Genomic DNA, 12,145 nt, shown 5'->3' with positions numbered 1-12,145 from the left:
GCCGCGCTGCGCGCCGTGCCCGCGGGCGGGCTGCCTGCGCTGCTGGCCGCGGCCGACGAGGCGGACGAGGTCGGGGGTGCGGTGGCCGAGGCTGCCGGCGTCGCAGCGGGGGGCGCGGGGGCGGGCTCCGACGACGAGCCCGACGCGGCGTCGTTCGCACACGTGCTCGAGCAGGTGCGCGCGGTGACCGCCGACCCGCTGCCCGACCCGGGGCTGGCCGCCCCGCCCGCCGCCCGCGCGCTCCAGGCGGTGACGCCCCGCGTCGCCGTCGCCGAGCCCGTCGTCGAGGTGCCGACGCCGCGCGAGCCGGTCGACGTCGTGCCCGTGACGTTCCCCGTCGTGGCGCCCGCCGCCGCGGCGCCGGCTCCCGCTGCCGCTCACGACCTGCGGGCCGCGCTCGCCGAGATCGGCGTGCCGGCCGCGCTGCTCGACCGCGAGCACGTGACGCTGTCCGGCGTCCTGGCGGACGTCCCGCCCGCGCCGCAGCCTCCGCGCACGGCCGGGTCCGTGCTCGTCGTGCTCGGTGCCGACGACGACGCCGACGCGGCCGCCGCGCTGCTCGCCGAACGCCTGCGGCTGCCCGCCGAGGCCGTGCGCCTCGCCGGGGCGCCCACCGGTCGGGGTGGTCGGGGGCGTGGCCGCACGCCCGGCCGGATGTCGAGCGCCGAGCAGGTCGCCGCCTGGCGGACCGGCGCGCCGTCCGCCGATCACCCGTGGGTCGTCGCGCTGACGGTCGGTGCCGACCCCGAGGACCGCGAGCTCGCACGCTCGCTGCTCGCCGCGTGCGAGGCCGACCACGTGTGGGCCGTGCTCGACGCGCGCACGCGCACCGCCGACGCCCGCCGCTGGCTGCGGTCGGTCACGCCCCGGGTCGACGCGGTCGCGATGCGCGGCCTGCTGGACACCGCCGAGCCAGGTGCCGCCCTGGCCGTCGGCGTGCCCGTCGCGTGGATCGACGGCGTCCCCGCGACGCCGGTCGCGTGGGCCGCGGCGCTCAGCCAGGCCCTCGGCGACCGGGCGCGCTGGGACTGAGCCGCGCGGACCGGTCGAGCGCGCGGTCGTCGGCCGCGGGACGCCCCCGACGCCGGTCCAGGAGGCCGGGGTGACCGAACAGGCGTACGATCGAAGCAGTCTCAGGATGAACCGGCTCTCAGCCGAGGACCCGCCCTCCTTGGACCACCAAGGAGGGCGTCATGCCCGTCCAGAGCAACTCCACGCCCCGTTTCACCAGCGACCTCGAGCATCCGCTCCCGCTGGGTGACCGGCCCTCTCGCACCGTTCCCGGCGCTCGGGCGCCCAAGCCCGTCCGCAGCCGCACCAGCGCCGCCTGGTTCGGGGTCTGCGTCGGCGCCCTCGTCCTCGTCGCACTCGTCGTGTTCATGATGCAGAACACCGCGCCCGTCGAGGTCGCCTTCCTCGGCATGGCCGGCAGCGCGCCCCTCGCGCTGGTGCTCGTCATCGCCGGCCTCGGCGTCGGTGTCGTGGCGCTCGTCGTCGGTGCCCTGCGCATCGGCCAGCTGCGTCGCCGCATCCGTTCCGACCGGCACACCACGCCGCCGACGCGCTGAACCCTCCCGGGCGGCTCCCCCCGCCGCCTTCCTCGTCTTCTCGAAGGGGTCGATCATGACCACCGCCATCCAGCCGCACGCACCCGACGCCTCGACGGGCGACCTGCACCTGCTCTCGATCCTCGAGTCCGGCCTCCCCGCCGAGCTCGGCACCGCCGACGAGCCCGCCACCTACACCGTGCCGGTCGTGTTCTCCCGCCAGGTCGGCCGGGACGAGCGCGCCCGCATCGAGGACCCCGCGACCGCCCGCCGGCTCGCCGAGCAGATCGGTGCGACCGGCCCGCCGCTCCGGCTCGCCGTCTCCGACCGTCGCCTGCTCGTCGAGAACACCAACCTCGACCAGCTCCGTGACGGCCTCGCCGCCGCGCTGGCCGCCATGCTGCGGGACCTGGGCGGCGAGCTCCGCGCCGCGAGCGACGAGCGTGCCGTCGCGGCCGACGCACGCGTGGTCGAGGAACGACGGCGGTCCGACGCGACCCACGCCGCCGTCTCGACGATCCGCTTCGAGTAGGCCGCCGTGGACACCCCCGGGATCGCCATGACCACGCGCACCCCGTCCGCGCGCGAGCGCCAGGTCAGCGAGTTCACGACGCTGAGCAAGGCCGTCCAGGAGACCGGGCTCATGCGTCGCCGACACGCCTACTACTGGGTGCGGTTCCTCGTGCTGACGGCGCTGCTGGCGCTGACGTTCACCGCGTTCGTCGTCGTCGGGCCGTCGTGGTGGCAGCTCGTCATCGCCGCGCTCGTCGCGGTCCTGCTCGGCCAGGTCATGTTCCTGGGGCACGACGCCGCGCACCGGCAGATCTTCGAGTCCGGGCGGTGGAACGACTGGTCGAGCCTCGTCATCGCGAACCTGTACGCCGGGATGAGCTACGGCTGGTGGCAGCACAAGCACTCGCGCCACCACGCCAAGCCGAACCAGATCGGCGCGGACCCCGACATCGCGACCGACGTCATCGTCTTCCACACCGAGGACCTCAAGGCCCCCCGGACGGGCCTCAGAGGCTGGCTGACGCAGCGACAGGGCTGGTTGTTCTTCCCGCTGCTGCTGCTCGAGGGGCTCAACCTGCACATCTCGGGCGTGAAGACGATCTTCGGCCGCGCCCCCGTGAAGCGGCGGCCCGTCGAGATCGCGTTCGTGATGCTCCGACTCGGCGGCTACCTCGCGCTCGTGTTCTGGCTGCTGCCGGTCGGGATGGCGTTCGCGTTCCTCGGCGTCCAGCTCGGGCTGTTCGGGCTCTACATGGGGGCCGTGTTCGCGCCCAACCACAAGGGCATGCCGCTCGTTCCCCGCGACGCCCGGATCGACTTCCTGCGCCGGCAGGTGCTCATGAGCCGCAACGTCCGGGGCGGCCGCATGACCGACCTGTTCATGGGCGGGCTCAACTACCAGACCGAGCACCACCTGTTCCCGAGCATGCCGAGCCCGAACCTGCGGCGCGTCCAGCCCCTCGTGCGGGCGTTCTGCGCCGAGCACCGGGTGCCGTACACGGAGACGACCCTGCTGCAGTCCTACGGGATCGTCGTCCGGCACCTGAACGCCGTCGGGCTCGCCGCGCGCGACCCTTTCCAGTGCCCGCTCGCCGCTGAGCTGCGGTCCGCGCGGTAGCCCGGCCCCTGCCCCCGCCGACGACGGCACGGTGGGGCGGGTGGGACGCGTCCCGGTCGCGCGACAGATTCTCCGGGCGACCACTTGAAACGATCTACCAGCGGCCGAAGGGAGGGGTGCACCCCCGACCCAGGAGCAGTGATCGTGCCCGGCAAGTCCCACCCCACCCGCCCGCGCCGCTGGCGCTGGAGCATCGGTCGACGTCTCGTCGCCGGCTTCGTCGCCACCCTCGTCCTCATGATCGGCGTCGGCGTCGTGTCGTTCCTCAACACCCGGGCGCTGGTCGACAGCAGCACGTGGGTCGACCACACCCACGACGTCATCCGCGCGAACGACGCGATCCTGTCGTCGCTCAAGGACGCCGAGACGGGCCAGCGCGGGTACCTCATCACGGGTGCGGACTCCTACCTCGAGCCCTACACCGCCGCGCGGACCGCGGTCGGCGAGCACCTCGCCGAGGTGCGCAGCCTCACGGCCGACAACCCCGCGCAGCAGGCACGTCTCGAGGAGCTCGAGCCGCTGGTCGCCGCGAAGCTCGACGAGATGCAGCAGACGATCGACGTCCGCGACGCCGACGGCTTCGAGGCCGCGCAGGAGATCGTGATGTCGGACGCGGGCAAGGCCGTCATGGACCAGATCCGCGGCGTGCTCGACCAGATCGGCGGCGCCGAGGAGGCCCTGCTCACCGTCCGGGACGCCGAGGCGGACCGGGCAGCCCTCGCCACCGAGGTCGTGATCGTCGGCGGCTCGGCGCTCGCGGTCGCACTGGTCGTCGTCCTCGCGGCCCTTCTCACACGCAGCATCACGCGCCCGATCCGCGACCTCACCGCCCGGCTCACGGAGATCGCGGACGGCGACGGCGACCTCACGCAGCAGGTGAGCAGCGCGCGCGACGACGAGGTCGGGGACCTCGCCCGCGTGTTCAACCGCTTCGTCGCGAACATCGCCGCGCTCGTCCGCCAGATCGGCGAGACCGCGGCCACCTCGTCCGCCGCGGCGCAGGAGCTGTCGGCGATCACGGGGGAGATGACCCGGCAGTCGACGCAGGCCGCGCAGCAGGCCGCCTCCGCTGCGGCGGCCGCCGAGCAGGTGTCGTCGAACGTCCAGACCATCGCCGTCGCGGGCGAGCAGATGGGCGCGTCCATCCAGGAGATCGCGCGCAGCGCCGCCGAGGCGAACACCGCCGGCCACACCGCGGTGACCAGCACGGACGACGCCAACACGACCATCGGGCGCCTGGGCGAGTCGTCCGCCGCGATCGGCGGCGTCGTCGCGCTCATCAACACGATCGCCGAGCAGACGAACCTGCTGGCGCTCAACGCGACGATCGAGGCCGCACGGGCGGGCGAGTCGGGCAAGGGGTTCGCGGTCGTCGCGGGCGAGGTCAAGGAGCTCGCGCAGCAGACCGCGAAGGCCACCGAGGAGATCACGGGCCGGATCACGCAGATCCAGTCCGACGTCGCGCACGCGGTCGCCGCGATCTCGACGACGACCGACGTCATCGGCCAGGTCAACGACCACCAGAGCAGCATCGCGGGAGCCGTCGAGGAGCAGAGCGTCACGACGTCGGAGATGACCTCCAACATCGCCGACGCGGCTCTGGGCGTCACGACGATCGCCGACAACGTCCGCGCGATGGCCGAGAACGCGCAGTACACGGCCGGGCACATCGACCAGATCCGCGGCTCGGCGGACGAGGTCGCGCGCAACTCCGTGCGCCTCGACGCGCTGGTGGGACGTTTCACCGTCTGACGACGACGGACCGGCACGACACGTCGCGCTGCGCCGGACGGGGGGCCCGACCGGTCCCCGCCCGGCCGCGCGCGAGGGCTCAGCGCGGTGCTGCGCGCAGCGCCTCCTCCTTGCGGGTCGCCCACTGCGCGACGAGCAGCGTCGCGTCGTCCTGCAGCTGCCCGTGCTGGTGGTCGAGCACCTCGTGCACGACGCGACGCAGCGTCTCGGGCGCGCTGTGGCCGGCCGCGGCGGAGCGGCGCAGCTGGTCGGTGAGCCGCTCGACGCCGTAGAACGTGCCGTCGGCGTCCCGCGCCTCGGTGACGCCGTCGGTGTGGAAGACGACCCAGTCGCCGGGCTCGAGCCTCTCCTCGGCGACGTCGATCTGCCCGTCGCCGAGGCCGAGCACGATGCGTCGACCGCCCTCGAGCCGCTTGACCACCTTGCCGTCGCGCATGAGCAGCGGCACGGGGTGCCCCGCGTTGACGTGAGCAGGTCGGCGAGCAGCTCGGTCGCGACCGCCCGCGGACGGCGGCGCGCGAGCATGTCGAGCGAGTCGCCGTACGGGTTCTTGGCCGCGATCATGTGGCCGACCAGGTGGCACAGCAGCTCGTACCGCTCCTGCGTGCGCGGGTCGTCGACGTCGGTGCCCGCGGGCATCGTGAGCTGGACGACGCCGAACCGGTGCACGCCGTCGAGGAGCGGCACCCACAGCGTGAGCGGATCCCCGGACGCCGGCACCGGCTGGACGTGCTGGAACGCGCGGCCCGCGAGCGTCCCCGTGATCGGGACGGCGTCCGCGTCGGGCAGCGACGGTGCCGGCATCGGGACCAGGAGACGCCGCTCGTAGTCGACGACCCAGAGCCGCGCGGTCCAGCCGAGCTCACCGGCCGCGTGGTTCGCGGCCTCCGCGACCCCGTCGGTAGGTCCGTGCGGGTGCGGCCGCTCCCGCTGGGTGCCGGCCGTCGTCGGCGCGACACCGCTCGCGTGGAGTGACCACCGCCACCGCGTGCGAGCCCGGGACGTCGGGAATGACCGACCCGGCCGCTTCGTTGTGGAGGGTGTCGCACCGCCCATGACCCCCGGGCTCTACCCTTCGCCGCTACGAGCGGCCACGCGCCGAGAGGCGTCATGCGGTGCGCACCTCGCGGAGGGCGGCCGGTCGCGTACCGGCCGCCCTTCCGCATGTCCGGACTGCTCGTCCGGACGGGGCGTCCGGCCCTCTGGTCGGGACGGCTCGCGGCGCGGAAATGCGTTTCCCGCGGCAACGGATCCGCGGGCTAGGGTCGCCAGGTGACACCGCCCGACGACCGCCCCCGCACGACCGACGCGCTCTGGCGCGAGCGGCGCACGACGACCGCGGCGCTCGTGACCCTGGTCGTCCTCGTCGCGTTCGAGTCGTTCGCCGTCACCACCGTCATGCCGCGCGTCGCGGACGTGCTCGACGGCCACGCGCTCTACGCGTTCGCGTTCGCCGGGCCGCTCGCGACGGGCGTCGTCGGGATGGTCGTCGCCGGGTCGTGGTCGGACCGGCACGGCCCGTTCCGGCCGTTCCTCGCGGGGGCGGTGCTGTTCGTCGTCGGCCTGGTCGTCGCGGGGCTCGCGGCGTCGATGCCGGTGCTGGTGCTCGGCCGCCTCGCGCAGGGCCTGGGCGGTGGCGCCGTCAACGTCACGCTCATCGTCACGCTCGCGCGCGCGTACCCGCCCGTCCTGCACCCGCGGGCCTTCGCGTGGTTCTCCGCCGCGTGGGTGCTGCCGTCGCTCGTCGGGCCCGCGGTCGCGGGGATCGTCGCCGAGACCGCGGGGTGGCGCTGGGTGTTCCTCGCCGTCGCGCTGCTCGTCGTCCCGACGAGCCTGCCGCTGCTGCGCACGCTGCGACCGCTGGGCCCGCCCGAGAGCGGGTCCGACGTCAGCCCCGCCGAGGCGCGGGTCCGGGTGCTGCTCGCGGTGGTCGTCGCCGCCGCGGTCCTCGCGCTCAACCTCGCGGTCGAGCTGTCCGCGGTGCCGTCCGCGGTGCTCGCGGCCGTCGCGGGCGTGGGCGCCCTCGTCGCGGTCCGGCCCCTCCTGCCCGCCGGGTCGCTGCGCGCGCGACCCGGGCTGCCGAGCGTCCTCGCGACGCGGCTGCTCGTGTCCGGTGCGTTCTTCGGCGCGCAGGCGTACGTGCCCTACCTGCTCGCCGCGCGCGACGGCTGGGGGCCCGCCGCGAGCGGGCTCGCGCTCACGACCGCGGCGCTCGCGTGGTCCGGCATGTCCGCCGTGCAGGGGCGGCTCGGCCAGCGGCTGCTGAGCCGCGACGCCGTGCGCCTCGGGACCGTCCTGGTGGTCGCCGCGACAGTCGGCGCGTGGCTCACGGCTGCGGCCGGGCTGCACCCGGCGGTGCTCGTCACGACGTGGACGCTCGCCGGGGCCGGCATGGGGCTCGCGTCGTCGCGGCTCAACGTGCTGCTGCTCGGCTACTCCGGCCCCGGGACGCAGGGACGCAACAGCTCCGCGCTGTCGATCGCCGACGCGGTCGGCGCCGCGCTCGCCCTCGCGGTGAGCGGCGTGCTGTTCGCGCTCGTCTCCGGCGCGTCGGCCGCGGGCGAGCACGGCACGGGCGGGGGAGAGGAGGTCGTCGGGACGGCGGGCTTCGCCGTCGCGTTCGGGCTCACGGTCGTGCTGTCGGTACTCGCCGCGCTCGTCGCGCCGCGCGTCGGCGTGCCCCCGACGGAGCGGCACGACGAGCCCGCGTCGGTCGACGACGACGCCGCCTCGCGCGCCTGACGCCGCCGTGGCCCGGGGACGAGCCGGGGTCACGGCGGCGAGCCGTGCCGGTCAGGCGGTCGGGACCTCGACGTCGACGCGCACGACGTCGCCAGACCGGGCGAAGATGCGACCGCTCACGTCGGCGTCGAGCACGCCGTCCGTGCCGGCGACGCGCGAGCCGTCGGCGAGCGTCGCCTCGACCCGCAGCACCGACCCGCGCCGGTAGACGACCGGGACCTGGCAGAACGTGAACGCGAGCGACCCGGCGTCGAGCGCGAGCGTCTGCTCGGCCTGCGCGACGTCGTGGAAGCGGAACGTCGTCGGCGCGGTCGTCCACTCGTCGGCCCGCAGCAGCACGGGCCGCACCACGACCCGCCCGTCCTCGACCCGCAGGCCCAGCTCGCCGAGCCGCGTGAGGACCTCCTCCTTGACCTGCCCGGTCATGCCCGGCTGGCGCGCGCCGTGGCCGGCGGGCGTGTGCGAGTACGGGTCGACGGGGAAGGCGCCGTAGACCTCGGGCGACTTGCAGTAGCCGAGGCCGAGCCGGACGTCCTCGTACGCGTCGGCCAGGCCCTGGACGACCGCCGCGTCGAGGCCCTGGGCGACCGCCCGCTCGTGGTTCTCCTGCACCGCGAGCAGCAGCTTGGAGACCATGTGCCAGTAGATGCTGCCGAGGCCCTCGTACGCGAAGAACGAGCCGGACCGGCCCGTGAACTCGGCGTGCCGGAACACCTGCTCGAACACGTCGAGGACTGCGGCGCGGCCGTCCGCGACCTGCTGCGGTGCCACGCCGGCCGCGCCCGCGGACAGCGCGTCGAGGGCCGCGACGACGTCGCGCGCGTTGTGCAGGCCCGGCGCGAACCGGTGCGTGCCGCGCACGTCGCGCAGCACGAGCGTCGTGTCGCCCGCGGCGACCAGCGCGTCGAGAAGCGGCGCGCTCGCGGCCTGGGCCGCGGTGATCGTGTTGCGCGCGAGGAACGTCGGCAGCTCGCGGTCGGGGTAGAGCTGGTAGGAGTGCTGGTCCGCGCGGTACAGGGCGCTGCGGCGCAGCGCGTGGACGAGGTCGAGCGCCTCCGCGGGCGTGAGCAGCCCCGACGACAGCACCGCGACCTGCCCCTCGAGCATCTCCTGCAGGTGGCCGACGCGCGCGACGCCGCCGCGCAGGTCGAGCAGGTTGTAGGAGTGGAACAGCCCGTCGGGCCGGCGGTTCGCGCGCAGGCCCGCGTCCACGTACCGCTGCGCGACGTCGAGGAAAGCCCGCACGTCGGCCGCGCCGACCGTCCGGTGCTCCCCGCCGAACCCGGCGTACACGCGCTCGCGGTACGCGGTGCCCGCGGCGCCGAGCGCGTCCATGACGGCGCGCCGCCCGGCGTCGTCGAACCCGCCCTCGACCGGCGCGGCGTGCGCGTCGAGCGCGGCGGTCACGTCGGCCAGCAGCCCGGAGAGCTCGTCCGTCACGGTGAGGTCGCGGTCCAGCAGGTCGCGGGCGAGCGCGAGGCCGCGGCGCAGGTAGGCGAGCGTCACGACGGACAGACCCTTGCCGACCAGCGCGTTGTTCGCGTCGTTCCACTCGGGACGCTGGGTGTTCATCCAGATGCCGCCGTCGGGCACGAGGTTGACGACCTTCGCGAGCACGAGCAGCAGCAGCTTCTCGCCGAGCGACACGCGCACGAGGTCGCCATCGGGACCGTGCACGAGCCGCCCGTCGGCGCCCTCGGTCCGCACACGCTCCTGCACGCGCTCCTCGGCCGCGGTGTCGAACGCGATCGTCTCGATCGGCTCGACGACCGTCTGCGCGTAGGACGCGATCCGGTAGGGCACGTCGGCGTGCGTGAACAGCGCGCGGTCGACGAGCGCGTCGAGGCGCCCGGGGTGGAAGCGCCGCGACGTCTCGAGCAGCTTGACCAGGTAGATGATCTGGTGGTCGCTCCAGTAGCCGATGTTCGCCCACGGGTTCGACGGCTCGGGGACCTCCCAGTCGATGCCCGAGCGCGAGATCCGGTACGGGTTGTACCCGTCCGCCGTGGTCGCGTCGAGGAACACCGCGACCATCGACTCGACGTAGCCCGGGAACGACCAGGCGAGCGCCTCCCAGTTCTGGAAGATGTCGCGCCAGTTGCCCTGGAAGTCGACGCGCGTGCGGCCCTTCGCGTCCGTGAGGGCGATCTGGAACTTGTTCCACGGGCGGCTCGGGTCGCCGTGGCGGCGGCTGAACGTGAGCGGCAGGTACTCGCGCACGAGCCGCAGGAGGTCGGGGTCGCCGGTCGCGTCGGCGGCGTCGAGCAGCGTGCCGAGGTCGGCGGTCGCGGGGAGCGCGTCGAGCCACTCCCGGCGGCGCGCGGCGGTCCGCGGTGAGCGCTGGGCGACGAACGCCCGCAGGTCCTCGCCGGTGACGCGGTAGCCGTCGACGAAGACGCCGCCGCGCATCACGTTGAACAGGACGTTCGCGGCGTGGTGGGCCGACGCGAGCTCGTCGCCGCTGACCTGCGCGGCGTCGGCGGTCCCGACGAGGTGGTCGAGCCGGTCGCGCGTCGCGGTGACGTCGGCCTCGAGCGCGGCCGCCGCGGCGGCGTGGTCGGCGAGCGCGGTCTGGAGCCGGACGACGTCCGCGGCGCTCTGGTCGACGTCCGCGACGACGCTCCACCGCCGCGTCTCGCCGGGCCCGAGCGCGACGTCGGCGACGACGAGGTACGCGCCCTTCTCGCCGCGGACCTCGGGCTCGGAGGTGACCGGCCGGCCGGCGGCGAACGCGGCGACCTGCCGGGTCGACGTGAGGTGCGCGACCGGGTCGAGACCGACCTGCCACGCGACCGTCGCCGCGAGCGACTCGCTCGGGTCGCTCTTGTCGGTGAGCGTCGAGTTCAGGTAGACGAGCCCGAGTCCCGTCGCGGCGTCGACCTCGGTGCGCTTGTAGGCGTCGAGCAGGCTGCTGAACTCCGCCTGCGTCTGCACGGTCACGCCGGCGGGCAGCAGGTCGACGAACCCGTCGAGCACCCGGGCGCGCACGGGGGCGCCGCCCACCGCGGTGAGCGCGACCTCGCGCACGACGCCGTACCGGGCGCTCGTCCGCCACGTGACGCGCGCCCGCAGGCCGACGTCCGGACGGGTCTCCTCGAAGACGAGCGTCGTCCCGAGGTAGTCCTTGTACAGGTGCCGCTCGACGGCCGGGTCGTCGGGGCGGCGCTCGGCGAACGGCTGCCACGACCGCGTCCCGTCGGGCGTCTCGACGCGCAGCAGCGTGAGCCCGCCCGTGCGGCCGGCGCCCGCGGCGACCTTGTCGTCCGTCGCGTACGCGAACAGCGCGCGGTCGGCGTGCTCGCGCCCGGCGGTGACGCCGCCCGTGCTCGAGACGAACAGCCACAGGTCGCTCGCGCCGACGAGCGTCATGAAGAACGGGGGGAGGTCGGAGTACGACGCGATCCGGTAGAACCGCCGGCCGTCGAGGTCCACGGGTCCGCTCGTGACGAGCGCGTCGCCGGGCTCGTCGGTGCGTGCGGGCGTGAGGGTCTGCGACGCCATGTCCTGATCGTCCTTCGTGCCGGGGCGCGGGTCGACCGGTCGGGGGACCGGACGGGCCGCGTCGGTGCGGCCGTGGAAGCGCTCCCCTACGGTGACACGTGTCAACGCGGAACGCAACGGCCCTCCGACCCGGTCAGGTGCGCGTCCCCGCAGGTCCGTCACCCGAACGCCACCGCCCCACGCTCCCGCTCCGCTAGCCTGCGTCCGCCGAGGCGCGGGGCCTGCGGCACCGGAGGAGGGGTCGTGCTCCGCTACCTGCCGTTCGTGGTCGAGATCGGGCTGCTCGTCTACTGCCTCATCGACTGCATCCAGTCCGACGAAGGTCGTATCCGGAACCTGTCCCGGACGGGCTGGCTCATCCTCATCGTCATCCTGCCCGTCGCGGGCGGCGTCGCCTGGCTCGTCGCGGGCCGCCCCAAGGACGACCGCCGCCGCCAGGTGCCGTGGCCGTCCACCGGGACCGCGGGCTTCCCCGAGTACGAGAGGCCCCGGCGCGCGCCCGACGACGACCCCGAGTTCCTCGACCGCCTGCGCCGCGACCGCGAGTCCGACACCAAGCACGAGCAGATGCTGCGGGACTGGGAGGCGCAGCTGCGCGACCGCGAGCAGCGGCTCTCCGAGCCCGACGGCGGGACGAGCGGCTCGTCGAACGCGTGACGCGCTCGTGGCGCGCGGGCGCCGCCGCGTGCGGACGGTAGGGTCGCTCGCATGCTCGTGCTCAGCAGACGCGTCGGTGAGCGTCTCGTCATCGGGGACGACATCGTCGTCACCGTGATCGAGGTCCGCAGCGACGGCGTGCGTCTGGGCATCGACGCCCCCCGCGACGTGCGCGTCCACCGTGCCGAGGTCCTCGAGGCCCTCACCGCAGCCAACGCCGAGGCCGCGAACGCCGACGAGAGCACCGCCGCCGCGCTGCGCCGCCTCGCGCCGCCCGCCGCCGGCGGCACGGCCCGCGGCACGACGGCCCCCGCGC

At 74.8% G+C, this 12,145-nt stretch carries 10 protein-coding genes; 8 read left to right on the top strand and 2 right to left on the bottom strand.

Annotated elements, in window-relative coordinates; translation table 11 throughout:
• From CTKZ_RS21310 to CTKZ_RS01100, 5 genes are all read left to right on the top strand, one after another.
• On the top strand, positions 1-1,032 hold a 1,032-nt coding region (locus CTKZ_RS21310), incomplete at its 5' end, for a hypothetical protein (protein ID WP_160142794.1).
• Positions 1,033-1,193: 161 nt separating this feature from the next.
• Entirely contained in the window at positions 1,194-1,568 is a 375-nt protein-coding gene (locus CTKZ_RS01115; protein ID WP_124341202.1) for a LapA family protein, read from the top strand.
• Positions 1,569-1,623: 55 nt separating this feature from the next.
• A complete protein-coding gene (locus tag CTKZ_RS01110; RefSeq protein ID WP_124341201.1) occupies positions 1,624-2,079 on the top strand; it encodes a hypothetical protein in 456 nt (151 codons plus the stop codon).
• 27 nt (positions 2,080-2,106) lie between these two features.
• Positions 2,107-3,177, top strand: coding sequence for a fatty acid desaturase family protein (locus tag CTKZ_RS01105; RefSeq protein ID WP_124341200.1), 1,071 nt, complete (start codon positions 2,107-2,109; stop codon positions 3,175-3,177).
• A gap of 144 nt (positions 3,178-3,321) precedes the next feature.
• Entirely contained in the window at positions 3,322-4,929 is a 1,608-nt protein-coding gene (locus tag CTKZ_RS01100) for a methyl-accepting chemotaxis protein (RefSeq protein ID WP_124341199.1), read from the top strand.
• 79 nt (positions 4,930-5,008) lie between these two features.
• Here the strand turns inward: CTKZ_RS01100 and CTKZ_RS21305 are convergent, their stop codons facing one another.
• Positions 5,009-5,377 carry a PP2C family protein-serine/threonine phosphatase gene (locus CTKZ_RS21305; RefSeq protein ID WP_235843110.1) on the bottom strand — a complete coding sequence of 123 codons (369 nt, stop codon included), beginning with the start codon at positions 5,375-5,377 and terminating at the stop codon, positions 5,009-5,011.
• Positions 5,378-6,201: 824 nt separating this feature from the next.
• On the opposite strand from CTKZ_RS21305, the gene CTKZ_RS01090 reads away from it, so the two are divergent.
• On the top strand, positions 6,202-7,671 hold the full coding sequence (locus tag CTKZ_RS01090; RefSeq protein ID WP_124341197.1) for an MFS transporter: 1,470 nt from the start codon (positions 6,202-6,204) through the stop codon (positions 7,669-7,671).
• 51 nt (positions 7,672-7,722) lie between these two features.
• Here the strand turns inward: CTKZ_RS01090 and CTKZ_RS01085 are convergent, their stop codons facing one another.
• A complete protein-coding gene (locus CTKZ_RS01085; RefSeq protein WP_124341196.1) occupies positions 7,723-11,172 on the bottom strand; it encodes a 1,3-beta-D-glucan phosphorylase, GH149 family in 3,450 nt (1,149 codons plus the stop codon).
• Positions 11,173-11,415: 243 nt separating this feature from the next.
• Between CTKZ_RS01085 and CTKZ_RS01080 the strand changes: the two genes are divergently transcribed.
• Both CTKZ_RS01080 and csrA read left to right on the top strand, forming a co-directional pair.
• Positions 11,416-11,829, top strand: a complete 414-nt coding sequence (locus CTKZ_RS01080; protein ID WP_124341195.1) for a PLD nuclease N-terminal domain-containing protein — start codon at positions 11,416-11,418, stop codon at positions 11,827-11,829.
• Between the two features lie 51 nt (positions 11,830-11,880).
• A partial coding sequence (gene csrA / locus CTKZ_RS01075) for a carbon storage regulator CsrA (protein WP_124341194.1) occupies positions 11,881-12,145 on the top strand: 265 nt, incomplete at its 3' end.

The organism is Cellulomonas algicola (genome assembly GCF_003851725.1).
GTDB classification, from domain to species: domain Bacteria; phylum Actinomycetota; class Actinomycetes; order Actinomycetales; family Cellulomonadaceae; genus Cellulomonas; species Cellulomonas algicola.
The sequence above is the reverse complement of the archived record's forward strand: the minus strand, read 5'-3'. Positions and strand labels throughout refer to the sequence as shown.